Source organism: [Clostridium] scindens, assembly GCF_019597925.1.
Classification (GTDB): domain Bacteria; phylum Bacillota; class Clostridia; order Lachnospirales; family Lachnospiraceae; genus Clostridium_AP.
Genome location: NZ_CP080442.1, coordinates 996,077 through 1,021,726 on the forward strand (window position 1 = coordinate 996,077; position 25,650 = coordinate 1,021,726).

The 25,650-nt window shown below is 43.8% G+C and carries 27 protein-coding genes and 2 pseudogenes; 24 read left to right on the top strand and 5 right to left on the bottom strand.

Annotated elements, in window-relative coordinates:
• Nucleotides 1-60: 60 nt before the first annotated feature.
• The 18 genes and pseudogenes from K0036_RS04720 to K0036_RS19525 form a co-directional block, all read left to right on the top strand.
• Nucleotides 61-438, top strand: a complete 378-nt coding sequence (locus tag K0036_RS04720; protein ID WP_009248016.1) for a hypothetical protein — start codon at nucleotides 61-63, stop codon at nucleotides 436-438.
• 8 nt (nucleotides 439-446) lie between these two features.
• Nucleotides 447-755 carry a plasmid mobilization protein gene (locus K0036_RS04725; protein WP_009248015.1) on the top strand — a complete coding sequence of 103 codons (309 nt, stop codon included), beginning with the start codon at nucleotides 447-449 and terminating at the stop codon, nucleotides 753-755.
• On the top strand, nucleotides 756-2,030 hold the full coding sequence (locus K0036_RS04730) for a relaxase/mobilization nuclease domain-containing protein (RefSeq protein WP_118188665.1): 1,275 nt from the start codon (nucleotides 756-758) through the stop codon (nucleotides 2,028-2,030).
• A 14-nt stretch (nucleotides 2,031-2,044) separates the two neighbouring features.
• Entirely contained in the window at nucleotides 2,045-2,845 is an 801-nt protein-coding gene (locus K0036_RS04735; RefSeq protein ID WP_220430858.1) for a PcfB family protein, read from the top strand.
• Between the two features lie 6 nt (nucleotides 2,846-2,851).
• Nucleotides 2,852-3,802, top strand: coding sequence for an ArdC-like ssDNA-binding domain-containing protein (locus K0036_RS04740; RefSeq protein ID WP_220430859.1), 951 nt, complete (start codon nucleotides 2,852-2,854; stop codon nucleotides 3,800-3,802).
• 81 nt (nucleotides 3,803-3,883) lie between these two features.
• The gene (locus K0036_RS04745; protein WP_220430860.1) at nucleotides 3,884-4,195 is read left to right on the top strand and encodes a hypothetical protein; all 312 of its coding nucleotides are present in this window, start codon (nucleotides 3,884-3,886) and stop codon (nucleotides 4,193-4,195) included.
• Nucleotides 4,196-4,213: 18 nt separating this feature from the next.
• Nucleotides 4,214-4,492, top strand: a pseudogene (locus tag K0036_RS19520) (DUF4314 domain-containing protein).
• Nucleotides 4,493-4,524: 32 nt separating this feature from the next.
• On the top strand, nucleotides 4,525-6,252 hold the full coding sequence (locus tag K0036_RS04755; RefSeq protein WP_259283394.1) for a VirD4-like conjugal transfer protein, CD1115 family: 1,728 nt from the start codon (nucleotides 4,525-4,527) through the stop codon (nucleotides 6,250-6,252).
• 8 nt (nucleotides 6,253-6,260) lie between these two features.
• The gene (locus tag K0036_RS04760; RefSeq protein WP_187305841.1) at nucleotides 6,261-6,629 is read left to right on the top strand and encodes a glutamyl-tRNA amidotransferase; all 369 of its coding nucleotides are present in this window, start codon (nucleotides 6,261-6,263) and stop codon (nucleotides 6,627-6,629) included.
• Between the two features lie 63 nt (nucleotides 6,630-6,692).
• The gene (locus K0036_RS04765) at nucleotides 6,693-7,535 is read left to right on the top strand and encodes a hypothetical protein (protein ID WP_220430861.1); all 843 of its coding nucleotides are present in this window, start codon (nucleotides 6,693-6,695) and stop codon (nucleotides 7,533-7,535) included.
• A 14-nt stretch (nucleotides 7,536-7,549) separates the two neighbouring features.
• Entirely contained in the window at nucleotides 7,550-8,020 is a 471-nt protein-coding gene (locus K0036_RS04770) for a DUF4313 domain-containing protein (protein WP_220430862.1), read from the top strand.
• Between the two features lie 6 nt (nucleotides 8,021-8,026).
• The gene (locus tag K0036_RS04775) at nucleotides 8,027-8,473 is read left to right on the top strand and encodes a PrgI family protein (RefSeq protein WP_220430863.1); all 447 of its coding nucleotides are present in this window, start codon (nucleotides 8,027-8,029) and stop codon (nucleotides 8,471-8,473) included.
• Complete coding sequence (locus tag K0036_RS04780) at nucleotides 8,466-10,796, top strand: VirB4-like conjugal transfer ATPase, CD1110 family (protein WP_330627228.1); 2,331 nt, start codon at nucleotides 8,466-8,468, stop codon at nucleotides 10,794-10,796. The genes K0036_RS04775 and K0036_RS04780 overlap by 8 nt, the downstream gene beginning before the upstream one ends.
• Before the next feature lie 70 nt (nucleotides 10,797-10,866).
• Nucleotides 10,867-11,667: a DUF6674 family protein gene (locus K0036_RS04785; RefSeq protein WP_118188768.1), complete on the top strand. Its 801-nt coding sequence runs from the start codon at nucleotides 10,867-10,869 to the stop codon at nucleotides 11,665-11,667.
• A gap of 27 nt (nucleotides 11,668-11,694) precedes the next feature.
• Entirely contained in the window at nucleotides 11,695-12,042 is a 348-nt protein-coding gene (locus K0036_RS04790; protein WP_118188769.1) for a hypothetical protein, read from the top strand.
• Between the two features lie 27 nt (nucleotides 12,043-12,069).
• Nucleotides 12,070-13,779 carry a lysozyme family protein gene (locus K0036_RS04795; RefSeq protein ID WP_220430865.1) on the top strand — a complete coding sequence of 570 codons (1,710 nt, stop codon included), beginning with the start codon at nucleotides 12,070-12,072 and terminating at the stop codon, nucleotides 13,777-13,779.
• Nucleotides 13,780-13,926: 147 nt separating this feature from the next.
• The gene (locus K0036_RS04800) at nucleotides 13,927-14,289 is read left to right on the top strand and encodes an MmcQ/YjbR family DNA-binding protein (protein ID WP_009320161.1); all 363 of its coding nucleotides are present in this window, start codon (nucleotides 13,927-13,929) and stop codon (nucleotides 14,287-14,289) included.
• 440 nt (nucleotides 14,290-14,729) lie between these two features.
• Nucleotides 14,730-15,541, top strand: a pseudogene (locus K0036_RS19525) (transposase); the annotation flags it as partial.
• A 120-nt stretch (nucleotides 15,542-15,661) separates the two neighbouring features.
• On the opposite strand, the gene K0036_RS04815 reads toward K0036_RS19525, so the two are convergent.
• Both K0036_RS04815 and K0036_RS04820 read right to left on the bottom strand, forming a co-directional pair.
• Entirely contained in the window at nucleotides 15,662-16,861 is a 1,200-nt protein-coding gene (locus tag K0036_RS04815) for a sensor histidine kinase (protein WP_118188771.1), read from the bottom strand.
• On the bottom strand, nucleotides 16,858-17,538 hold the full coding sequence (locus tag K0036_RS04820; RefSeq protein WP_009245990.1) for a response regulator transcription factor: 681 nt from the start codon (nucleotides 17,536-17,538) through the stop codon (nucleotides 16,858-16,860). The genes K0036_RS04815 and K0036_RS04820 overlap by 4 nt, the downstream gene beginning before the upstream one ends.
• A gap of 104 nt (nucleotides 17,539-17,642) precedes the next feature.
• Here K0036_RS04820 and K0036_RS04825 point away from each other — a divergent pair, with 104 nt between their 5' ends.
• The 4 genes from K0036_RS04825 to K0036_RS04840 all read left to right on the top strand — a co-directional run bounded on the left by K0036_RS04825 (nucleotide 17,643) and on the right by K0036_RS04840 (nucleotide 20,591).
• On the top strand, nucleotides 17,643-17,783 hold the full coding sequence (locus K0036_RS04825) for a CD1871A family CXXC motif-containing protein (RefSeq protein ID WP_004058840.1): 141 nt from the start codon (nucleotides 17,643-17,645) through the stop codon (nucleotides 17,781-17,783).
• On the top strand, nucleotides 17,776-18,681 hold the full coding sequence (locus K0036_RS04830) for a 4Fe-4S binding protein (RefSeq protein ID WP_118188772.1): 906 nt from the start codon (nucleotides 17,776-17,778) through the stop codon (nucleotides 18,679-18,681). Before K0036_RS04825 ends, K0036_RS04830 begins: the two co-directional genes overlap by 8 nt.
• A 23-nt stretch (nucleotides 18,682-18,704) precedes the next feature.
• Entirely contained in the window at nucleotides 18,705-19,646 is a 942-nt protein-coding gene (locus K0036_RS04835; protein ID WP_004614573.1) for a TlpA disulfide reductase family protein, read from the top strand.
• A gap of 396 nt (nucleotides 19,647-20,042) precedes the next feature.
• Complete coding sequence (locus tag K0036_RS04840; RefSeq protein ID WP_004614572.1) at nucleotides 20,043-20,591, top strand: hypothetical protein; 549 nt, start codon at nucleotides 20,043-20,045, stop codon at nucleotides 20,589-20,591.
• Nucleotides 20,592-20,696: 105 nt separating this feature from the next.
• Here the strand turns inward: K0036_RS04840 and K0036_RS04845 are convergent, their stop codons facing one another.
• Entirely contained in the window at nucleotides 20,697-21,860 is a 1,164-nt protein-coding gene (locus K0036_RS04845; protein WP_004615245.1) for an IS630 family transposase, read from the bottom strand.
• A gap of 327 nt (nucleotides 21,861-22,187) precedes the next feature.
• Between K0036_RS04845 and K0036_RS04850 the strand changes: the two genes are divergently transcribed.
• Together K0036_RS04850 and bsh are read left to right on the top strand one after the other, a co-directional pair.
• Nucleotides 22,188-22,376, top strand: coding sequence for a hypothetical protein (locus tag K0036_RS04850; protein ID WP_118038717.1), 189 nt, complete (start codon nucleotides 22,188-22,190; stop codon nucleotides 22,374-22,376).
• 556 nt (nucleotides 22,377-22,932) lie between these two features.
• Nucleotides 22,933-23,910, top strand: a complete 978-nt coding sequence (gene bsh / locus K0036_RS04855) for a choloylglycine hydrolase (protein WP_004614568.1) — start codon at nucleotides 22,933-22,935, stop codon at nucleotides 23,908-23,910.
• Nucleotides 23,911-24,099: 189 nt separating this feature from the next.
• Here the strand turns inward: bsh and K0036_RS04860 are convergent, their stop codons facing one another.
• Both K0036_RS04860 and K0036_RS04865 read right to left on the bottom strand, forming a co-directional pair.
• Complete coding sequence (locus tag K0036_RS04860; RefSeq protein ID WP_117787421.1) at nucleotides 24,100-24,789, bottom strand: IS630 family transposase; 690 nt, start codon at nucleotides 24,787-24,789, stop codon at nucleotides 24,100-24,102.
• Nucleotides 24,790-24,799: 10 nt separating this feature from the next.
• Nucleotides 24,800-25,267, bottom strand: coding sequence for a helix-turn-helix domain-containing protein (locus K0036_RS04865; protein WP_220430866.1), 468 nt, complete (start codon nucleotides 25,265-25,267; stop codon nucleotides 24,800-24,802).
• Between the last annotated feature and the right edge of the window lie 383 nt (nucleotides 25,268-25,650).

A 25,650-nucleotide genomic window follows, 5' to 3' on the forward strand; every position in this document is an offset into this window, starting at 1 on the left:
TCCAAACGCACTTTGGGGAGAACCCCAATCCCCCGGCAGTCGAGAAAGGAGAGAAGTGAAATGTTTTTTGCAGGAATGGCGCTTGGGGCAATGGCAGGTGCAGCCTTTGGCATTGGACTGATGTGCTGTGTGGTTGCCGGAAAGAGAGAAGATCAGCAGATGGAGCAGATGCGGATACGCAGACAGAAACAGGGAGAACCAAAACAGATCCAGTTCCGAGATATGGAAGGGACAAAGCGGTTCATCCTTTTGGATGGGGAAAGTCTTTGCATGATGGCAGAGGACGGAACGAAAGAGATTGGGCTTTGCCGCTTTGTGGATGAAAAGCAGGTAGATGTGAATGGGCAGGTCTGGGAGATCGGGGAATTCCTCTGGCAGATGGAACGCAGGGGAATTCAGGTGTATCCCTTAGAGACAGCAGAAAAGAAGAAAAGGTAGGCGGTTGAATGAGAAAACGAAACCATGTAGTTCCTGTCCGTCTGAATGCGAAAGAACTTCGCCATCTGGATGGGCAGGTAGCAAAGAGTGGACTAAGCAGGGAGGAATTTTTACGTTCTCTGATCTTAGGTGCACAACTGCAGACAAAGCCCTGTGAGCATCACGCAGAACTTCTTCGAAAAATCGCGGGGCTTTGCAACAATGCGAACCAGCTGGCTCATGTCGCCAATGGAACAGGGAGGGCAGGGGAAGCCAGCATACAGGAAATGCTTCGGATTTCCAAAGAGACCTGGCGTCTGGTGAAAGAGGAATGGTAGATGGCATATACCAGCGTTCTCCCCGTCCACCGCCTGGACCGTTCCATTGAATATGTGAAAGACCGGGCAAAGACAACCAAGAGTGCCGGATCCCTGGAAGAAGCCATTGATTATGCATTAAACCGGGAAAAGACGGAACAGACCATTTTTGAAGATGCCATTGGGTGTACCTGTGAGAATGCCTATGTGGACATGGTAAAGACAAAAGAGCGTTTCCATAAAAAAGAAGGGGTACAGGGATACCATTTGGTACAGAGTTTTGCGGAAGGGGAAGTATCTCCGGAACTGGCCCATCTTATTGGACAGGAACTGGCAGAGCAGCTTTTGAAAGGGCAGTATGAGGTCGTGATCACTACTCACTTGAATACGAAGCATTACCATAATCATCTGGTGTGGAATTCAGTGAGTATGGTAGATGGGAGAAAATACCACAGCAATGCCAAAAGTTATTTTACCGAAGTGCGTCAGATTTCCGATCAATTATGCAGAAAATATGGTCTTTCGGTGATCCAGACGAATCAGGGAAAAGCCATGCATTATGCCCAGTGGAAAGCAGAAGCAGAAGGGAAGCCCACTTGGAGGACTGCCATCCGCATGGATATCCGGGATGCCATTGGTGTGAGTTTTTCCTGGAGTCAGTTTGTAAGAGAAATGGAGAAACGAGGCTATGCGTGGAAATTAAATCGGAAGTACCCATCATTAAAGACACCGGGGGTGGAGCGGTATATCCGTCTGCGTTCCTTGGGAAAAGGATATGGGGAGGCAGAAATCCGGGAGAAGATCCTGCGTCCAAAGATTCAGCGGGTGTATGGAAACACGCAGATGCAGTCTCCAAGACGGAAACTCACCGGACTTCAGAGACTTTATTATTCTTATTTATATCAGATGGGGGTATTTCCGAAGAAGCCCAAGCGGATTCCCTATGCAGTGCGTTCTGATATCCGGAGACTGGAGAAACGAATCAGTCAGATGGAGTTTTTGCAAAAAGAAGAGATTACCACCAGGGAAGAGCTGGCAGCATACCGGAAACCCTTGGAAGAACAGGTACTTTCTTTGATGAAAGAGCGCAGAGAATTATACCGGAAAAAACTGGGAGGTATGCGCATTCAGGAAATCAATGGGGAATTAAAAGAACTTCGTAAGAGAATCCGCTTAAGCCAGCAGATTGAAAAACAGTCCTTGGAAATGGAAGAGCGGTTAAGGCAGGCAAAAGAACAGGAGGAGGTACAGGAAGCGTCCAGGAAACAACGAAGAGAGGCAGAACGGAATCGGTAAGGAGGTGAGAGCGTATGAACTATGGCGGTGATGCGGCGGATCAGATTGTCCGGTATTCCATGGAAGGCATGGAACATACCTTACGGATCAGCGGGAGCATTGCAAAAAATCTGGCGGTGCTAATCGTAGCGGTGATGAAGGATCAGAAAAAGACCAGGGGAAAGACCAATCTGCTTCGGATGTTAAAGGAACAGCGGGCAATGAAGTTTTTCACCATTCCCCATGACAGGTTACGGGAATTTGCAGGGGAAGCCAAATCCAGAGGGCTGTTGTATGTGGTCATCCGGGATAAGAAAAATCCCAAGTCAGCAGAAATCATGGTGTTTGCCGATGATGCAGCGAAGGTGAACCGGGTGCTGGACAAGATGAATCTGGACTTTGTAAAATCCGAAGCCGGGGAAGCGGTTGTGGAGCAAGCACAAGTCCGGGAAGCAGAGCGTGTGATCGATGCAGAGTTTACCGAGAAAACCGAGGCAAAAGAAGAACTTCCGGTGAAGACCGAAAAGGTGGTGCTGCCGGAAGGGATCATTGAATTTGAACTGGATGAAGAAGAGCATCTGTTTGATGTAGGGGAAGTTTCTCCTTCGGGGGAAAATTTTACCCAGGCGGAGAAGGCAGAGAATCTGTCCGAACCTTCCTCTCACAACAGCGCTTCTTTTTCCGGGCAGGAAACTAGCTGGAAAGGGGACAAGCCCTCTGTCCGGCAGGAACTAAAGAAGATTGAAGCCGAGCAGAAACAGCGCAGGCAGACACAGAAGAGTCGGAGAAAACCGAGAAACCAGCAGAGAAAAAAGAAAAAAGTGAAAGGCAGGTAAGGCGATATGGATTTAACGAGTATGATCCCAGGTGGAGCAGGGGAAGAACAGGCTTCAGAACAGCGGTTGTCAAAAGAAGAGTATGCAGCCATGAAAAAACAGCAGAGGGAAGAAGTGTGGGCAGAGGTTGACGCCCAGGCACAGGCGGTGTTCCAAAATGGAGAATCTTTAAAAGGATTCTTGGATTTTATGGCACAGTGCAACACTCAGAAAACGCCCAACCTTCTGCTGATCTACGGACAGAATCCACAGGCAACTGTGGTAAAGTCTTATGATTACTGGAAGGCAGAGAACCGTTCTCCAAAATCCGGGGTGCATGGATACACTTATATGGTCAGCACCGAATATGAAAAAGACGGAGAGATGCGGACAGGCTATACCATCAGTAAGGGCTTTGACATCAGCCAGATGAGTGGAAAGCCTCTGGAGGAACGTCCGCAGCGTTCCATGGAAGAACTGATCCATGCAGTTTTAAAGGATCAGCCAGTGCGGATGCAGATTGCAGACAATCTGCCGGAAGGCATCCAGGCACAGTATATTCCAAAACAGCGCACGGTCTATGTGCAAAACGGAATGGAGGAGAATACAACATTCCATGCAGTGAACCGGGAACTGGCGTGTGCAGCATTAGATCAGCATGATGGGAATTATGTCAGGAAGAAAGTCAATGCCCAGGCATACTGTGCCACCTATGTAATCGGCAAGCGGTATGGGGCAGAGGTGTCCGGTTTCCAGTTTGGAAAAGTAGCAGAGATGCAGGCGGATGGGCAGAAAGATCCCCAGGAACTGCGTGGCTTTTTAAATGATGTGCGTCAGGCAGCCTATACCATCCGCAACCATATGGAACGGAACTTCGGGGAACAGGAGCAGACTTTTACGAAGGATGATTTTTCCTTTGCAGAACCGTCAAAGCAGGCACCGAAGAAGGAGAAAAAAGAGAAACAGCCGGAGCGGTAAGTTCTGAAAGAAGTTCCGCCTTTGGGATAGCTATTGTGGGGGTCTTGTGGTATGTTGGGTGTAACAAAGGAGGTGCCGAAGATGGCAGATTACTATTTGAAAACAGACAACATCATGAAAAACATGTTTACGGTGGCACTCAAAGATGAGTTAGCAGCCCAGAGTCAGATGGGAAAGGTTCGCCCTGCGACAGAAGCAATGCTGCAGAAAGTCTGTTCCTATGAACTTTCCGAGAAAAGGCTTCCCATCACCACAGAGGAACAACGGGAACTTCGCAATGCCCTCAATCGGCTGCGAGACAAGTATTTGGCCATGGGCAGATACAGCGATGGCATTGACAGTGTGATCTTAAAGGTCATGAAACCAAACACCAGCAGGCGCTTCTTCTGGTAGCAGAAGGGAGGGATGTCTATGAAGATATATGATCAAAAACAAGTGGAACAATTACGAAAGCGGTATCCGAAAGGAACAAGGCTCTGCCTGGACTTTATGGATGAGGCAGGGATGCCGCCGGGATTGCAGGGAACGGTAGCATTTATCGATGATGCCGGACAGATTCACATGCATTGAGAGAATGGGCGGAGTCTTGCCATCGTTCCCGGTGTGGATTCTTTTCATAGGGTAGACGGACCAGCAAAGGAAGTGCCAAAAGACGAAAAAGCGAAGAAGGAGCGAAGCCTGCAGAGGTAGCATGCAAACGTTCTGACTTTTGGGTATGGCTGTTGTTCCTGCCTGTTGTCTGGTGGGCAGGCGCCATCACTGCCTGTGCCATCGAGCCGGATACCAATCTGTTACAAATCTTACAAGTGCTGACCGAAAAACTGGATCAGCCATTTTCTATCACCTATACACCGTACACACTGCGGTGTGTGTTCACATTCACTATCGCCTATGTGTTAGGCATCGGTATTTATTATTCCCAGAAGAGAAATTATCGAAGAGGGGTGGAGCATGGCTCTGCCAAGTGGGGCGATACAGCTTCCATCTGCAAGCGTTATCGGGACAAGCGGTACACCCAAAATCTCATTTTAACCCAGAACTTCCGTATGGGGCTGGACTGTTATAAACACAAACGCAATTTAAATGTATTGGTCGTGGGTGGCTCCGGCGCGGGAAAAAGCCGGGCATACGCCGTAGTCAACATTATGCAGTGCAACTGTTCCATGGTGATCACCGATCCCAAAGGGGAACTTCTGCGGAAAACCGGAGGGCTGCTGGAACGGGAAGGGTATGAAGTGCGGGTGTTTGATCTGATTAACCCGGAGACATCCTTTTGTTATAATCCCTTTGCTTATGTGCGGGATGACAAGGATGTGCTAAAACTCATCAATAACCTGATCCGAAATACCACCCCGAAGGGGGCGCAGAGTTCGGATCCGTTTTGGGAGAAAAGCGAAACCGCGCTGTTGCAGGCACTGATGCTGTATCTGTTACATGAAGCGCCGCCGGAGGAACAAAACTTCTCCATGATTATGGAAATGTTAGGTTCTGCCCAGGTGAAAGAGGACGATGAGGAATACCAGTCGCCTTTGGATATCCTGTTTGAACGACTGGAGATGCGCAATCCGGAAAGTATTGCAGTCAAGCAGTATGCCATTTACAAGCAGGCAGCTGGAAAAACTGCAAAGTCGATTCTGATTTCCGTGGGTGTCCGTCTGGCAGCCTTTAACTTAAAGCAGATCGCCAATTTAACCTGCACCGATGAACTGGATCTTTACAGCATCGGGGAGAAAAAGGTGGCGTTGTTTTGTTGTATCCCGGATGCAGATACCAGCCTCAACTATCTGGTGGGCATGATTTATAGTAACCTCTTCCAGACCCTTTATTATGTGGCAGACCGGAAATACCATGGGAAACTGCCCATTCCGGTACACTGCATCATGGATGAGTGGCCCAACGTGGCATTGCCGGATGATTTTGACAAACTTCTGGCAACCATGCGGTCGCGCGCAATTTCCTGCAGTATCATCATTCAGAATATTGCCCAGATGAAAGCTTTGTTTAAGGACAGCTGGGAAAGTCTCATAGGAAATTGCGATGAATTTTTATACCTGGGTGGTAATGAAAAAGAGGGGCATAAATATGTCTCAGAACTACTGGGAAAAGAAACGTTGGATACCAATACCTACGGGCAGACCAAGGGAAGAAGCGGAAGTTATTCTGTGAATTTCCAACAGTCTGGAAGGGAACTTCTTACCCCGGATGAAGTGCGACTTTTGGATAACCGGAAAGCGGTGCTGCTGGTGCGTGGGGAACGTCCCATTTTGGATGAGAAATATGATCTGCATAAGCATGTGAATGTGAAATATACCGAGGATGGCGGTGCGCCTCCCTATGATTATGCGAAAGCACCGCTGTCCCATGAAGATGTAACCATTGATACCAGGAGACTGGATGATTATGAACTGCTCTCAGCTGAGGAAATCCTCGGAGGGGAGCAGTCTTTTTGATTGGAGGAATGCCATTGAAGAAAACAAATGAAATGCCAAAGAATCAAACAGGAAGCCATGCCTTTGTACCGAAACGGATGGGAAAAGGGCCCAAATATCCCTTTGCCTTTTATGTGGCGCTGGTGCTGTCTATGACGGTAGGGGCAATGCCGGTGCTTGCTGCCGGAGATCCGCTGGCGGTCATTAATAACCTGTCCACCTTTATCTTTTCCCTGATCCGGGCCATTGGTCTGATCTTATTGGGATTTGGTGTGGTACAGGTAGGCTTGAGCCTAAAGAGCCACGATCCCAGCCAGAGAGCCAACGGGTTTCTGACGCTGGCAGGCGGCGTCATCATCACCTTCGCAAAAGAGATCCTGGACCTGATTGTTGGGTAGCAGGAAGAAATGGAAAGGGGCGGGGAGAGATTCTTCCTGCCCCGGCAAAGGAGGTGAAGCTGTTTGAGTGATAACTGGATCGTGCAGAACCTAAACTCTGCACTGAACACCTGGAATGAGAAACTGGCAGAAATCTGGACACTGCTTACCCAAAGCCCGGAATCCTTTAAGGGGGGGGGAGATATTTGGAGTGTCATCACTGGAATCAACGGAGCGCTGACTGCCATTGGATATGGACTGTTAGTCTTGTTTTTTGCTGCCGGGATTGTAAAGACCTGTGGCAGCTTTACGGATATGAAGAAGCCGGAGCATGCCCTCAAAGCCTTTATCCGGTTTGCTCTGGCACAAGGCGCCATCATGTATGGCATGGAACTGATGACAGCCTTGTTCTCCATTGTGCAGGGGATTGTGTCCACCATTATGGCACAGTCGGGCATGGCAAATGGGGGTGTTACAGAACTTCCGGCAGAGATTGTGGAGAAGATTGAAGCGGTGGGAATGCTGGAATCCATTCCCTTGTGGATTGTGACCTTGCTTGGAAGCCTTTTGATTACGGTGCTGTCCTTCATTATGATCCTTACCGTATATGGAAGGATGTTCAAGCTGTATATGTACACTGCCATTGCACCCATCCCCATTTCCACTTTTGCGGGCGAACCCTCTCAGTCGGTGGGAAAGAATTTTATCAAGTCTTATGCCGGAGTGTGCTTGGAAGGGGCGATCATTGCACTGGCTTGTATCATCTTTTCCGTGTATTCTGCCAGTCCCCCGGCCATTGGGGATACGTCCTTAAGTGCGGTGACCATTGTGTGGAATTATATCGGAGAGTTGGTGTTTAACTTATTGGTACTGGTTGGGGCGGTAAAAGCATCCGACCGGATTGTAAAAGAAATGATGGGATTATAGGAGGAAGTAAAACCATGAATGAGAAGAACAACGAAAATAGAAACGGAAGAAAGATTTTGCCATTCTCTTGGGAATACGGGCAGGAAGAAATTACTTTGAAGGTATCCAGCTATGCTTATGGAAACGGGCTTGCAATTTTAATGTACCGCCAGGAAGAAGGGGAGTTGGAATTGTTTGATGATCTGACGGTGAATCTTCCGGGCGGGTATGGTCTGAAACCGCAAGAGGCATTTATAAGCGGTGATTTTACGAAGGACAAGCTGGCATTCATCGAAAAGAACAGGCTGGGAAACATACTGCCGGGACAGGCCCGGTCAGGCTTTGCTACCTACACCCCAGTGGCGTTTGACCTTGCAAGGCTTGCCCAGTATGACCGGGAAGGGGTGGAAGAATTTTGCAGACAATGGGGACTGGATGTGCCAAAAGAGCCGGAAAAAATCCAAGGGAAACCTGCAGGCAACAAGAAAAGAGAAAGAGGGAGATAAAAATATATGGAAGTAAAAATGAATAAAGAAATCCGTAACTATCAAGAGTCCATGTTTATGGGGCTGAATTTGCGCCAGTGTATCTTTTCCCTACTTGCCATCGCTGTGGCAGTAGGGATTTATTTTGGTCTGGGAGACTATGTGGGGCAGGAAATGACCGGGTGGCTGTGTATCTTAGGGGCTGCTCCTTTCGCAGCCTGCGGGTTCTTCCAGTATCATGGCATGAATGCGGAGCAGTTTGCCTGGGCATATATCAAGTCCGAATTTTTATACCCCAAGCGATTGCTGTTTCAAAGCGAGGATCTTTACCATGCCTGCATGGAAGAGACTATGATCTTTGGAGAAAAGACCAGGGGAGATGGTGCTGCCCTTTTGAAAAAGCGGGAACAGCGGGCAAGGAAAAAACAGATGAAGCAGAAAAAGAAGGCAGGAAGGAGTGGTGCGTTTGATTAAAACCTTACAGCAGGCATTAAAAATGGACCGGGAGAAGTTTAAAGTACCAAGGTCTGTCCAGCAGGCAATTCCCGTTCAGCGGATCTGGCCGGATGGGGTGTTCCAGTCCGGGACGAAATTTTCCAAATCCTTTCGGTTTTCGGATATCAACTATGCCATTGCAAGCAAAGAAGATAAAACGGAAATGTTCTTAGATTACAGTGAGTTGTTAAATGCTCTGGATTCCGGCGCATCTGCCAAGATTACCCTGAACAACAGAAGAATCAATAAGGAAGAGTTTGAAGCCTCCCTGCTGTTGCCGATGAAAGAGGACGGGCTGGATGAATACCGCAGGGAATACAACGAAATGCTGTTATCCAAGGTCAGCGGCACCAACAACAGCATCTATCAGGAACGGTATCTGACGGTCAGTGTCCATAAGAAGAATATTGATGAGGCAAGGACGTATTTTGCCCGTGTGGGAACGGATATCATTACCCATCTGAGCAAGCTGTCCTCCATTGGGGAAGAACTGGATGCAGAACAGCGCCTGCAGATTTTCCGTGATTTCTTCCAGGCAGATGAACCCCAGTGTTTCCCGTTTGATATGAAGGCGTTTGCCAAACGGGGGAGCAGCTTTAAGGACTGGATCTGTCCCCAGTCCATGGAGTTTTCCAAAGACTGTTTCAAGATCAACGAGCGGTACGGACGGGTGCTGTATATGCAGGATTATGCCAGTTATGTAAAGGACGACATGATTTCGGAATTGTGTGACTTGAGCCGGGATCTGATGCTGTCCATCGACATTCTCCCAGTGCCAACAGACGAAGCAGTGCGTGAGATCCAAAACCGTTTGCTCGGCGTGGAGACGAACGTGACCAATTGGCAGAGACGCCAGAATGCCAACAATAACTTTTCCGCCATTGTGCCCTATGATATGGAACTACAGAGAAAGGAAACTAAAGAGATGCTGGATGACCTGACCACAAGGGATCAGCGGATGATGTTCGGCATCCTTACCATGGTGCATATGGCAGACAGCAAGAAACAGTTGGATTCGGATACGGAAAGCATCTTATCCGTGGCAAGAAAGCATTTGTGCCAGATGGCAACTTTGAAGTGGCAGCAAGTGGATGGACTCAATACGGTACTGCCTTATGGCATCCGAAAGATCAATGCCCTTCGTACCCTGACCACAGAATCTACCGCAGTGCTGATTCCATTTCATACTCAGGAGATCATGCAGCCGGGTGGGATTTATTATGGGCAGAATGCAGTGAGTAAAAATATGTTGGTAGCAGACCGAAGGAAGTTATTGAATGGAAACTCCTTTCGTCTGGGTGTCAGCGGTTCGGGAAAAAGTTTCTCGGCAAAAGAAGAGATTGTGGATCTTGCCCTGTCTACGGAAGATGACATCCTCATCTTAGATCCGGAGTCCGAGTTCGGTTCTTTGGTAGAAGCACTGAATGGAGAAGTGATTACGATTTCCGCTACATCCAACACCCATCTGAATGCACTGGATATGGATTCTGCCTATGGAAATGATAAGAATCCGCTGATTGAAAAGTCGGAATTTATCCTGTCTTTGTTTGAGCAGTTAGTAGGGGCAGGAAATCTGTCTGCCAAGGAGAAATCCATCCTGGACCGCTGTACCGCAGATGTGTACCGGGAATATATCCGGAGCGGTTACCAGAGCGAAGCGCCCACCTTGAAAGACTTGTACCGCCAGCTCATGCTCCAGCCAGAAGAAGAGGCCAGAGGACTTGCATTGTCTTCGGAACTGTTTATCAATGGAAGTCTCAATACCTTTGCACAGAAAACCAATGTGGATACGAAGAACCGTATCATTGCCTATGATATCCGGGAACTGGGAGAGCAACTCATGCCTCTTGGTATGCTGGTCACCTTGGACAGCATCTTCAACCGGGTGATCCAGAACTGGAAGAAGGGAAAGACCACCTGGATCTTTGCCGATGAGTTTTATCTATTGTTCCGGTATCAGTACAGCGCAGACTTTTTCTACCGGCTCTACAAGAGAATCCGTAAATACCAGGGATTTGTCACAGGTTTAACGCAGAACGTAGAAGAACTGTTAAAATCCGATACCGCAAGGTTGATGCTGGCAAACAGTGAGTTTTTGATCCTTTTGAATCAGGCAACCACAGACCGAGATGAACTGGCTTCCCTTTTGAATATTTCCGAGAACCAGTTATCCTACATCACGAATGTAGGCGCAGGAAAGGGACTGATTCGGTGTTCCGGGAATCTGGTGCCATTTGAGAATAGCTTCCCGAAGAATACGAAGCTGTACCGCTTGATGACAACGAAACCGGGAGAGTGTTAGTCGAAAAGATATTTTTAGGGTGCTGTTGGAATTTCTTCGGCAGCATCCTTTTGGGAAGGAGGGAATGTAAATGGAAGAAGGACAAACAGTGGAAATCCAGGAAACGAGAGAACCGCTTCGGGAGCAGGGCAGTATCCGGGCATTGCTGGAACTTTTGGAACAACAGGGCATGGAGCAGGAAAAAGGGGATGTGCTCCGTATGGCAGACTATATTGATTCTATGGAAATGCAGCTGGGAACTGTCCTAAAGGAATTGGGAGAGGTGAAGAAGCAATTGGGTGTGATGCAGGAAAGCAAGGTCAAACTCTTTGCGGTGAACACAATCCAGAGGGCGGAACATCAGGTGCAAACACTTCGTTCTCAGGTGGGAGAATTTAAGACAAAGTTTGTGGGACGAGCAGAACAGGCAGTTATGGACTTTAAAGAAAAGGGGAAAGATGCCCTTGCCTGTGCGGTAAAGGGAATGCACCTTACTCAAGGCTTGCAAAAAATCCAATCGTCTCTGCATACGGTGATGCTGTCGATGGATCAAAAGATTGACCGTCTGGGAAGTATGGCGGAGGAACTGCATGTTGCCAAAGGGCATTTGAACAACGCATTTTGGGAAATGAATGGAAAAAATACAGCAAAGATCACAGAGCGAAATCCAGAACAGGGGATCATCTTTCAAACCCAGAAGGTGTTATTCCAATCCATGCGGAGTATCCATAAGCTGGAACAGAAAACAGAGCGCTGGAAACAGCAGGCTGAGAAACTGGAAGCAAGAGAAGGAAAACAATTGTCTGTGAGGAATACCTTGCAGGAACTTCGACAAGAACAACACCCTCTGAAGCTAGGCAAAGAAGAAAAACGGAAGGTGGCAGTTCGATAAAAAACTTTTCAGAGAGAGGTGAGAGCCATGAAAGAAGAAACAACCATTACCTTTTTTGCATCCGAGTGCGGGGAGTTCCATGGGATGGGGGAATGTATCGAATGTACATCTTTAAAAGAAGCATTCCGGCATTACCAGAGATTTTGCAAACGTTCCCCTCAGATGCTCCCATCTTTGGAATTTTCCCTGCACCATGCAGACGATCCTTTGTATAACGAGGGAGAATATCCATTGGCTACCGGGGAGAAGGGAAAAGAGTTATTGTCCTATGTTCCTTATTATGCCAATCATCCGCTGGTGCAGGAAGCAGTAAGGGAACTGGAACAGCTGGAGAGCCAGCAGAAGAAAACAAAAAAACGGGGGAGAGAACGCTAGAAAGTACAGAAGATGGGAGGTGTGTGATTGAAAGATATCAAAGAAAAAGTGCGGAATGACAGTCCAAAGATCCGCAATCCTGCCTCCCGGCTTCCAAAGGAACTGGTACGTTCTGCCATGCTAGGAGCGAAAGAGAAGTCCAGCATCATGGCAGATAAAATCGGAAGAGAAACGGGAGAGGAATCCACGGTGGAATATGCCGGAAACCGCATCCAGCGTGTGGAACAGCGGGCTGGAAGGGAAAGTGCTTCGGCAGCCTATCGTGGCGGTAAGAAGCTGGCAGTGAAACACTATGAGAAGTTAAAGGAGCAGAAACAAAAGCAGAGAGAAGCCGCGACAACCCCGTTGGGAGGGGGAAATGCAAGAGGTGGCACATCTACCCAGGCAGGGCAGACAATGGCGAAGAAAGGGCGAACAGAAGCCACAAGAAGCATTAAGGTCAAGCCAGAAGCAGGGAAAACGATCAAGGAAGCTGGAAATCGGACGGTAAAAACAGCGCCCCGTATGGTGAAAGCCTCTCCGGTTTCTTCCCAGAAAGTGAAAACCCAGGCAGTCTTACAGAAGAAACAAGCACTCAAATCCATGAAAGCAGTCAGGGAAGCGAAACGGGCTGCCATGCACTCTGTTCAGACTGCCAAGCAAAGTGCAAAGACTGCAAAGGCAACCGGAAGAGGATTGAAAGCCATGGCAGAAGCCGCTACTCATGCAGTGAAAGCTGCATTTACAGCGCTGATGGCAGGTGGAGGCGCAGTGTTTGTTGTTCTGATTCTGATTGTGGGGATTATTGGGGGTGCAGCCTTTTTGGGAAATTCCCAGAGTAGTGAGGCTTTAAGCGCAGAAGTACTGGCGCATACACCTGTCATTCAAAAGTATGCCAGCGAGTTTGGTATCCCGGAATATGTTTCTGCCATCCAAGCCATTATGATGCAGGAAAGCGGCGGCAGGGGAACGGATCCCATGCAGGCCAGTGAGTGTCCTTATAACACCCAGTATCCCAATACTCCCGGTGCGATTCAGGATGCAGACTATTCCATCAAAGTGGGGATACAGTATTATGCGGATTGTGTCCGGGAAGCCGGATGTGAAAGTCCTCAGGATATGGAGAAACTGAAACTTAGTTGGCAAGGCTATAATTACGGGAATGGGTATATCTCGTGGGCATTGGAAAAGTTTGGCGGTTATAGTGAAGCCAATGCATTACAGTTTTCCCAGAAACAGGCAGCCGTCCATGGCTGGTCTGGGTATGGGGATCCGGAGTATGTGCCTCATGTGATGCGGTATTATTCCGGCGGAGGTTGGTTTACCGGACTCTTTGGAAACGGACAGTTTGTCACCATTGCAAAAAGCCAGCTTGGAAATGAAGGCGGAGAGAAGTTCTGGTCATGGTATGGATTTGACAGTCGGGAAGAATGGTGTGCCTGTTTTGTCAGCTGGTGTGCGGATCAGGCGGGGCTCATTCAAAACGGAGCTGTGCCAAAGTTTTCCCTTTGTACGGCAGGCGTGGACTGGTTTCAGGCACAGGGGAAATGGCAGGGGGCAGGAAGTGTCCCAAGTCCCGGCATGATTATTTTTTTTGATTGGGATTATGACGGATGCAGTGACCATGTGGGAATCGTGGAAAGCTGCGATGGAACTACGGTACATACGATTGAAGGAAACAGCGGAGATGCAGTAAGGCAGAATAGCTATACGGTGAATTCCCAGTCGATTCTGGGGTATGGGCTGGTAGCTTATTAAAAAGTAAAAATCAAATGGATTGCATTGTGGGAGCCGAGAAACAATGTTATAATGTAAAGGAAGGCAGGGCTGATGTCCTGCCTGTTAATGAATACGAAAAGTACAATCAGGAGATTGATAAAATAGAGTAATTGGGAAGTGAAATGATTGAAACGGGAAGAAATTTTTGAATATGTAAAAAACCAATATGGAACAGTTCCAGAGTATCTCTGGGAAACATCACCGAAAAGTGCAGTGCTTCGGCATAAAAATGGAAAGTGGTATGCAGTGCTGATGCAGGTTGAAAAATCTAGGTTGGGATTAGAAGAAGAGAGCATGGTAGATATCATCAATGTGAAGTGCGAACCGGATATGGTTGGACTTCTGACACAGACTTATGGTTTTCTTTCGGGATATCATATGAATAAAAAGTACTGGATTACAATGTTGTTGGATGGAAGGGTGAGCGAAGCAAAGATATTGGATTTTTTGGATCTGAGTTATGATTTGATAGATCAGAAGAAAGATTGATTTGTAAATAAATTTGAATGGTGTGCAGGGGATGAGAAAATATGAAAGCAATAAATATATATATTCAAGAATACAAGAGAATATGGCCACTGAATTTGAAAATATTTTCTCACAAAGATCAAAAAAGTTAAATGTAAAAGTATAGGAGTTTCTTGCGATAAAAACTCTTGTTGACTTGTTGCTGGATATAAATATAGAAATAAAGCATTTTGAGAATATTTTTGCTTCCTTTACGATAGAACAGATTGGAAAAGAAACAGAGTAGATACCTTACTCATGAGGGAATATCTCTGTGGTTGGAGACAGGAACTATAGAGGCAGGTGGAAAACAGGCAGAGCTTACAAAAAATGAATTGCGGATCATGTATTATCTTTTTGAGCATGACGGAGTCATCTGTACAAGGGCAGATTTGATTGAATACTTATGGGATAATCGGCTCTACTCAGATACATCTTACCACAATGAGGAATTAAAGTCACTAACCCGTTATCGTTTTGATAAGGTCAAAGAACGGGCAAAATTGAAAAGTTCTGTTTCAAGACTTGTCTGTATTCTTTTCCCGGAGCTGGAAAGACTTGTTCCTACGCTTCATATGGCATCCGTCTATGCTTTGCTTTGTGGATTTCCAAGTGCAGATGCTGTTGCAAATGCACATCTCACAAGGCTTTCCAACCTACTCTTTGATAGTTCGAAAGGCAGATATGGAAAAGATACTGCTGTCATGTTTCGTGACGCTGCAAGAAGTTCTATCGGTTCTCATATGCCTGCCAAGTCTTTGAAACTAAAGCACACCATAAAACTTATTCGGGAATTAGCGATTGAGATTGACGAGATTGAAGCAGCCATCAAACGAATCATGGATGAAGAAATCCAATCGCCAATCTTTACCATTCCCGGTATCAGTTACCGGATGGGCGCAATGATCATCGCTGAGATTGGGGATTTCTCTCGTTTTATTCCGCAGATAAGATATTCGCATATGCAGGAATGTCTCCCTCCACTTATCAATCCGGACAGTTAGACAACTGTTATTCCCATATGGAGAAACGAGGTTCCAGATACTTCCGGTATGCCCTTTACAATGCCACAAAATATGTCTGTCACTGGGATAAATCTTTTGGTGCATATCTTGAAAAGAAACGATCGGAAGGCAAGCATTATAATGTTGCCATATCCCATGCCGCTAAGAAGCTTGTGCGATTGATTTTTGCAATGGAGAAATCAGGAAAAGCATATCTGCCAACTGCTTAATTTTTTTCTGTAAATATCTCCTTTTAGAGCACCTATAAAGATGCTCTTGTTGTCATACAGTTTTCAAGGTTCAAATATATCTGAAATGCATTTCTGCAATTCATTCAAAAAACTTTCATTTTAGACTTGACTTTTAATAGTTAGTCTTTCTATACTCATTTTCACTTCAAATGTCGTTCCGCCCTGCTCATTTCCATGAACCTCAATCTCCCCGTCATGCACCTGCACGATCTCGCGTACCATTGCAAGTCCAAGACCTACACCGCCAATTTTTCGGCTTCTTGACTTATCCACCCGGAAGAATGGTTCAAAGATCCGCTCTCGGAATGTCTCATCGATTCCATTTCCTGTATCTGCAATCGTCAGAACAACTTCTTTCCCCTTTCGTTCTGCCGATACCGTAACTTTTCCATCTGTATGGTTGTATTTAATCGCATTTTCAACAAGGTTATAAAGCATCCGATAGATCAGTATATCACTTCCTGTCAGCATCAGACCCTCGCCTGCATTCTCTTCTTTTTCATCTACTGTACTCTGCGATTTCTGTATCAGTGTAACACCTTTTTCCTGTGCCAACGGTTCCAGATCTGCCAGCACTTCCTCGATTAGTCCACAAAGTTCGATCTTGTCATTGCGCGCTACTGTCTGTAACTCACTCATATCCAGAAGTGTTCTGACCAACTTGCTGAGACGCTCGTTCTGCTCTGTCACCATCTGGATCGTCTCTTGCGCCGCTTCCCCATTCTCCGGATTTTCTGACGCATGATAGAGGTCCAGTTGTGCTTGAATTAATGCCAAAGGAGTCCGCAGCTCATGTGCTGCATTCCCGGTAAACTGGCGCTGTGTCTCGAACGATTCCGACAGTCGCAAAAGCATCTTATTATAAGACGTACGAAGTATGTCCAGCTCTGCAATCTTATTCTCTTCGATCGTATAATCCGTCAGGTTCTGTGCCTGTACTTTTTCAACTGTCTCAGAAAACTCTCTGAGCGGTTTTAATGCACGGCCACTAATAAAATATGTCACCGCTCCACCAAGTAACGCTACAACACCTGTGATCAGTAGACTTCTGTTTCTATAATCGGATTTCGAATTATACACCTCCGTAGCAAATTGTGATGCAAAATTGTCCCACTCATTATCCGGAATCTCAATGTATAGTGCTTCCGGTGTTTTTCCCTGATCTGTAACTGTTTCCTGAAGTGTATCGATATAATAGACTCCATTCTTATATAAGAAAAATGTAAGGCATCCGCACAATACTGTGATCAACACTGTAGTAAGGATTGTCAGTCTCCACTGGAGTGATAATTTTCTCATGCTTTGCTATCTCCTCCTATCTTATAACCCTCGCCAATCCTATTTACAATCGGATCATAGCCAAGTCCCGCCTTGAGTTTTCTCCTCAGAGAAGACATATGCACACGAATAGAGCCGCTAAAACTATCCACAGAAGAATCCCAAACATGCTCAATCAACTCTTCCTGGCTGACCGGCCGGCCCTGATTCAGAAGAAGATACTCTAGAATCCCATTTTCTTTTCTCGTCAACGCAACCGGATTCTCTTCTGCATACGCCACTCGTTCTCTTATATCAAACCGAATGCCGTTGCATTCTAGGCAGACATTTTTCTGTATGAATTTTCGTCTCGTCAGACTTCTCACGCGTGCCTCGAGTTCCTGCAAATGAAATGGTTTTTCCATATAATCATTCGCACCTGCATCCAACCCTTCAATTTTATCTGCAATCTGACTTCTCGCAGACAAGATCAATACCTTTGTCTCTTCATCTTCTTTACGAAGTTCCCGAAGAATCTCCATCCCATCCACCCCAGGAAGATTAAGATCAAGCACGATCAGATCATACATTTCAGCATAAATCATATCCAATGCTTCTTCTCCGTCATTGCATACATCCACCTCATAGCCGCTCTGGTGCAGACTTTTCGCGATCATGTCACATAATTTCTTCTCATCTTCAACGACTAATAATCTCATTTTATTTTTCTCCATCTTCTTAACAGAAATTTTACACCTCCTATTGTATAATGCCAACATCGAAAAGTCAATAAACTGACTTTGAACATTGAAAGGAGTATTTTATGAAATCTGAAAAAGCATCACAGATTCTTTTACTTACAGCCGGTCTGGTTCTTTTCTTTGGCGGAATTTTCCGCGGCGAAGCCGCTGTAGTACTCAGCAAAGCAATAAAATTATGTATGGAGTGTGTCGGAATTGGATAAGAAAATGAAATCAAACAAAAACCCTCTGGTCCGCTTCCGCGGATGGATTCAGGCAGCTGCTACACTACTGACCAACATTCACATCCCGAATCTGTTTAAAGGGAAAATTTATCAGGGAAATGTAAAAACGATGTGCGTCCCGGGACTAAACTGTTACTCTTGTCCTGCCGCCACAGGTGCCTGTCCGATTGGAGCTTTTCAAGCCGTGGTCGGTTCTTCAAAATTCAAATTTACCTACTACATCACCGGATTTTTCATCCTGTTAGGTGTTCTGTTAGGACGGTTTATCTGTGGATTCCTCTGTCCGTTTGGATGGTTCCAGGATCTGCTGCATAAGATTCCGGGCAAGAAATTTTCCACCGCAAAACTGAAGCCTCTGCGGTATCTGAAATATGTGATTCTGGTCGTCTTTGTTATACTACTTCCGGCATTTGTAACCAATTCACTTGGTATGGGAGATCCTTTCTTCTGCAAATACATTTGCCCACAGGGCGTACTTGAAGGCGCAATTCCGCTGGCACTTGCCAACTCAGGAATCCGTGCCGCACTCGGACATTTATTTACATTTAAGTTCACAATCCTTGCGCTTTTCATCATCCTGAGCATCTTGTTTTACCGTCCATTTTGTAAATGGATCTGCCCGCTGGGTGCTATTTATTCACTGTTTAACAAGGTATCTTTTCTTAAGATTCAGGTTGATCATGAGAAATGTGTTGGCTGCCAGAAATGTAGTCGTGTCTGTAAGATGGATGTCAATGTAGTAGACACACCAAACCATCCGGAGTGTATCCGATGCGGAGAATGTATGAAAGCCTGTCCGACTGATGCAATCTGCTATCATTACGGATTTTCAAACAAAAAAAGGCTGACAATAAATAAACTAAAACGAACAAAATAAAATTGAAAAGGAGATTTAAACTCATGAAAAACAAAACACTTAGAACAAACTCAATGAAATTAAAAAAGGTAATTGCTGCATCCCTTGCCATTTCTGTACTTTTTGCGTTTACAGGCTGCGGAAGCTCTTCCTCAACAAACAATACAAACACAAAACAGGAATCTTCTTCCACAACAGAAACTGGCAGCGCAGACGAGCTGAACGAAAAACTGAACGACCTTTACCAGCAGGAAAACCAGCTTTTTGCTGATCACAAAGATGCATGGGACAAAGCCTTTGGTCTTATGAACAAGAACGCTGCCGGTGATGCCATGAGCGAAAACTATGCTGATTCCCTCGCAAGCACAGTGGAATCTAACAAAGACTCTTTCTCTGAAGAAGAATATGAAACTCTGTGCAAAGACATCGAGACAATCCGCGGAATTGAAGAAGAAATTGCCAAGCTTGAGAAAGAGATTGCTGCATCCGATTCCTCTGACAGTTCTTCCTCCAAATCAGACGAATCCACAGCTGTATTCAAAGCTTTCAAAGGAAAAGATCTGGATGGAAACGATGTAGATGACAGTCTTTTCGCTAAAAACAAAGTTACAGTTGTAAACTTCTGGTTCAGTGGATGCAAGCCATGTGTCGGAGAGCTCTCTAAGCTGAATGAATTAAATGAGAAACTCAAAGAAATGGGTGGCGAAGTTGTTGGTATCAACACGGATACTTTAGACAACAATGAAGCGGGAATCAAAGAAGCAAAAGAAATTCTGAAAGCTCAGGGCGCTTCCTACAAGAACCTGACTTTCGATTCTAATTCAACAGTTGGAAAATATGCTGGAAACATCATGGCATTCCCTACAACCGTTCTCGTAGATAAAGACGGAAATATCATTGGCGAGCCATTCATGGGCGGAATCGATGATCAGTCAAACTACGATCAGCTGATGAAACAGATCCAGTCCGTACTTGACCAGAAATAATTTATCTTATAATTAAGGATTGTCAATTTTTACGTATAAATTTTGGAGAAATCTGTGGGTAGGGATGTATCCCCCAGTTTTAAGAAAAATGGATTAGATTATCAAAATATTGTTATTTTTGTAGGATATAATATCGATAGTCTTTCGTTAATGAAAAGCCTAATCCCCTAGCTATGTTGGGGAGAATGGAATAAGCAGAGGTGTGTGGGGGCAATAAAAAAAGGATCCTATGTGCTTGTGATATCCGTCTTTTAGGACGAGCAGTAACAGTAACCTTAGGAGAGCTGATAATAAACCACCATTGAATTGTGGGTGTAACTGGAAATTGAATTAGCAGGCCTCGATTTTGCTGGGCCGAAGATTCCAAGAGATTGTGATATATTTTGGAGGTAAGCTATGACGAAAATAGAAGAATTTGTAAAACTGATAACAGGACGATTTGATAATAAGGAGCAATTTGATGCAATGAAAAAGGCAGGAAAGACATACCCTTATGCACAGCACGTAAATACGGTTTGCAATGATAAAATTAAAAATCTTCCTGCTGATTTTAAGGGCATGTTTATTGTAGAAGAAAGTTATTATGAAAATGAAGGAAAGCGTCATGCGTCACCGCATCTTTTCTTGATTACAGAGAAAGAAGATAGAATTTTACTTTCATCCTATGAAATTCCAAATGGGGAAGATAAGAACACGTTTTCATATGAATTTATGAAAGAGGTGGAATATATTGAATTAAAAAAATCCAAAAAATTTACTCCTGCACTATATTATGAGAGAAACGGTGTCTGGGAGGGAGGCAGTACTAGTCAGTTCTCACCCGTTATGATATTTAAACTATGGGAAAAGTTTTCGGATACGTGTTTGGAAGTATTCGAAAGTATGGAAGTGAATGGAAAAAGAACATTTGGATATGACGTTCCGATTATCTATAAGAGGGTATAAAGTCTTTGTTTAACGGTTCGAAAATTCTGAAAATAAAGGAAGCAGTTCGAGTATAGCTAGTGTGCTGTATCGTTGATATTTAACATAAATTAAGTTGTTGATAGTTTAAATAGTTGCTGCTTCATCAGGATCAATTTCATCCATTTTATATGTCCAATGATAGACGATTGGCTCAGCATTGATTTCATCGAAGTAGCGGTATATTCGCTCTGCCAATTCATCCTTTGAATTAACACGAATGCCCTTTAACATCTGTTTTGTCATCTTGCTGAAGAAGCTTTCGATCATGTTCAGCCATGAGGTGTGTGTCGGTGTAAATACAAACACAAATCTGTCTTCCGGTAACCCTGCAAGATACCGGCGTGTTTCCTTTGATGTATGCGCTGAATGATTGTCCAGTATCAACCGTATTGTGTCACTTTTTGGGTATTTTGCATCGAGAATCTTTAGAAACTCGATAAAATCAGAACTTTTGTGTGTCTGGCTGACCAACGGAATTGCATTCCCCGTCAGAAGATCAATTCCTGCAAGCAAAGACAGCGTTCCAAGCCGCACATACTCATAATCCCGGCGGATATACCCCTTTTCCTCTGTCGGATTATGATCGGGATATTTGTTGGCAACAGCCTGAATGCCGGGTTTTTCATCATAGGAAATAGTATGTGTCAAATGCCCATTTTCTGGTATGGTGATCGTTCCATCATCGCCAAACTGCATCTCAACCTGTTTGTAAACTAGGAGAACGTCATGCATCTTATTCTCAAAATCAGGGTCTTTCCGCTCAAGATAATACTTGATTTTGAATGGCTTTATATCCATCTTTTTGAGATATTTTTGAAGCCATGGTTTGGTAACTGTCTTTAAGCGTGGATAGCCAGCTTCTTCCGCATGTGCCTGTATGTGTTTGTGCAGTGCCGCCAGTGTCCATAATTCCGCGGCATAACCAAGATCGCAGGGCTTTTGGCAGGCTATACTGATAATCCATGATTTTGCATCGTCGGTAATCTCAACCGGGCGACCGGAACGGTCGTTATCAAATATGGCCAAATTAATTCCACCGTTGAGATAACGGTCAATACAACGCCGGACAGTATTTACACTAATGCCCAGGCCATCTGCAATGGCTTTGTCTGTTTTGGCTTCAGACTTCCATAGCAGGATGCGTGCACGGTCAACAACCTGTGCTTGGATAGTCCTGGTTTTAATCAGTGATTTCAGATAGGCAGATTCCTCATCTGATATTGTTATACTATAAGATAATGCTGGCATAATTGACCTCCGTAATTGTATTCATTAAGTCCATTATACCAGATATCGAAACTATCAACAACTTAATTTATGTTATACTAGAGCGGACATCGGACGCTATATCCACACTTACAACTTTGAACGATGTCATTCTGCCCTTGATTATAAAACACTGGCTGAATGCTACTATCCAGCAATGATTCTGCCTTATGTAGCTTAATGCATATATGGGTCAGGCAAATGTGATACCATTCTCCCTGGTTCCTTAGTAACTATAAACCATATCAGTTCATTATAAGAATCTTAGATTTTTGTCTTGACAACTAAACCACTATAGAGTATATTTGTGTGTTAAAGGAATTAAATATGAACATCACTGAAATAGAAACATATCGAAAAGCTCCATCACCTGCAAGTTTTTTAGCAATCGATGATGCCAAAGAAAAAGAAATTGATCGGCAAATTCAAAAGTTAAAAAATATTAAAACCGTAATGCAAGAAAAGAAAGAGAAAATTGTTCTTTGTGAAACTTTATAAGATCAGGAAATCAGGGTTGAAGTATGCAAAGCAGAAAAACTATTACTTTATCCATATAATTTTTCAGAAGATGATATATCAAAAGCCATTTATCACTTAAAAGATACATGGGGAATTGAACAGATCCGGATGGGAATGGGAAGTTTTATTTCTCTTGATAATGTGTATAAGACGAATTTCTACAGATACGAAGGACTCTATACAACTACTCTGAACGCAAAAATGTCTTCAGATTGTTTTACAAAGTCTGGAAGAAAATATCTCTGCAGATACCAGAAAGGTACTTGGGATAGATTGCCGGTTCTATATCAAAAAATGCTGGATTATGCCAGAAAAATAATTTACAGCTTAATGGTTATGCTTATGAAGCAGGATTAAATGATTTTGTAATCTCTGACGAAGAGGATTATATAACTAAGATCATGATTAAGATTGATGAAATTTCATGATGGATGATTATGTGTGAATTTGAAACAAAACAAAAGAAGTGTGCTATACTATTGTTCAGCAAAAATCTTATTGACATATTTCGAATTATTTAGGAGGATAAACGTTTATGTGTACAGCAGCAACTTATAAAACAAAAGATTTTTATTTTGGAAGAACACTCGATTATGAATTCTCTTATGGTGATCAGATAGTAATTACACCACGTAATTATTCGTTTCACTTTCGTCATGTTGGTGATATGGAACATCATTATGCAATTATTGGAATGGCCCATGTAGCAGAGGATTATCCTTTGTACTATGATGCGATGAATGAAAAAGGAGTAGCAATGGCAGGATTGAATTTTGTCGGAAATGCTGCTTATTCTGAGGTTCAGTCTAATGTGGAAAATATTGCACAGTTTGAATTTATTTCGTGGATTTTAAGTCAGTGTGCTTCTTTAGTAGAAGTTCGTGAGCTTCTTGATCGAATTAATATTGTTAATACTCCTTTCAGTGAACAACTGCCATTAGCACAATTGCATTGGATTATCTCTGATGAAAATGAATCAATTACTGTAGAATCTATGTCAGATGGTCTGCATATTTATGATAATCCGGTAGGAGTGCTTACGAATAATCCGCCATTTCCACAACAGATGTTTCAATTAAACAATTATATGTATTTATCCCCAAAGCAACCAGAAAACACTTTTTGCGAAAATTTGGCTCTTGATGCATATAGTAGAGGTATGGGTGGATTAGGTCTTCCGGGAGATCTTTCATCTTCCTCTCGTTTTGTGCGTGTAGCTTTTACAAAAGTAAATGCAATTTCAGGTGAATCAGAGGCAGAAAGTGTTAGTCAGTTCTTCCATATTCTTGGATCTGTGGATCAGCAACGTGGATGTTGTGAGGTGGCTGATGGAAAATGTGAAATCACTTTGTATACGTCTTGTTGTAATGTGGCAAAAGGTATCTATTATTATAATACTTATGAAAATCATCAGATCAGTGCAGTAGATATGCATGTGGAAAATCTGGATAATAACAAATTGATTTGTTATCCGGTAATTCAAGGAGAACGAATCAATTATCAAAATAAATAGTATTATAATGGTCTCATAAATTAAGACACTTTTTCGGAAATTTTTTAATGAATCTGATATACTAAAATCAGTATGAAAGAGAGGATTCATAATTATGTCCAGACAAAGAAGAAACTTTAGTGCCAAATTTAAATCTGTCCTAGTAATCTAGTGTGCTGTATCGTTGATATTTAACATTACTACTGCATCTTATTCAGATGCAGTAGTAAATGTCGGATACAAGGAATTCAATTTAATTCTTGCATCCTCCGTTCGAAATTGCCAGTTTACCTTTGCGGCTACGGTATTTCGTTCAACTTCCCATGCTGATAATTCCTTACGAAGATTTGAAATATTATCAATCCTTCTGTTCAAACATTGTCTGGTCATGACGTTAAGTTCGATTTCTGCAATATCAAGCCAGCTGCCATGTTTTGGTGTGTAGTGAATCTCCAACCGTTTCATGATTCTTCTGGCTTCATCAGCAGGTATTATAGCACTACAAGGGTAACGTTTGTACAATGATGCTGGTTTATGTGTATTAAGATTATCCATTACAAGAATTATTTTTTCTACATCTGGATACATGACATCGGCAAGATATTTGATTTCTTCTGCCCAGTCAATTGCAGTCCGATGTTCCCGAACACTTACATGATGAGCTCCACCAAGCGGTTCTACGAATGCAAAAATGCTGCATGTACCATTTCTGACATACTCAGAATCTACTTTCTGGTCATTGCCGGGGCGCATAGGAAGTGGGGATCTTGCCTCGCCAAGTAACTGATATGGTTTTTCGTCCATACAAACAACGGGGCGTTGTGGGTTATATGGAAGTTCGTATACATCGAGAACATCCTCCATACAAGCTATAAATTCTGCGTCCTCTCTTGAGGGAATGCACCAGTATTCATTTTTGTGAGGTCGAAGTTTGTTTTTTTAAGGCTCTACGGATAGCATCTTTGCTAACCGGTGTATCAAGCACTACTTTGGCTTCTTTTTCCAGCAGACGCAAAGTCCATCTGGAATGACCTTCTGGAACAGGACCGCAGGCAAGTTCAATAATACGTGCTTCTGCACGTCCATCAAGGATACGCCTTGCATTGTCGGAATTGATATTTCTTTTGAACTCGGTAACCGCTTCAATGCCACCGGAAAAATATTTGGTCACTGTATTCGTTACAGTTGTCAGGCAAACACCATTTGATCTTGCGGATTGCTCATGGGTTAATACTTTCCCATGAGCCTCATCCAAATCAATAATAATCTGGCATCTGCTTCGAATAGTTTTAGATGTATTACTTTTGCGAATTATAGATTTTAATGTATTCAATTCATCATCTGTAAGTTTAATGACATATTTTCTTGGTCTTGCCATATAAATCACCGCTGTTTTCTTTTATTTTAACATGAAGCGGCTATAATAGCTATAAATATTTAGTTAAATGTCAACAATACAGTACACTAGTGGGTTACTGAAAGAGTCGATTCATTTGATTTTTGCAGATAAAATTTGTATTATCATAACGCATGATTTAGAAATGGCATCTATTGCGGATACAAGTATAAATTTATCAGATTAATGGTTAAAAAGGATTTTAATTACTTCTTTTTAAAAGGCAATAAATATTTCTTTAGGTCTTGTAAAGAGATGGAAACTATTTTTTATCATTATGCAGAAAATCATGTGGAAGAATTAAAATTTAGGAACGAATGTGTAGTAAGTGGAAATGAGTTCAATGAGTTTATACTACGAAAATT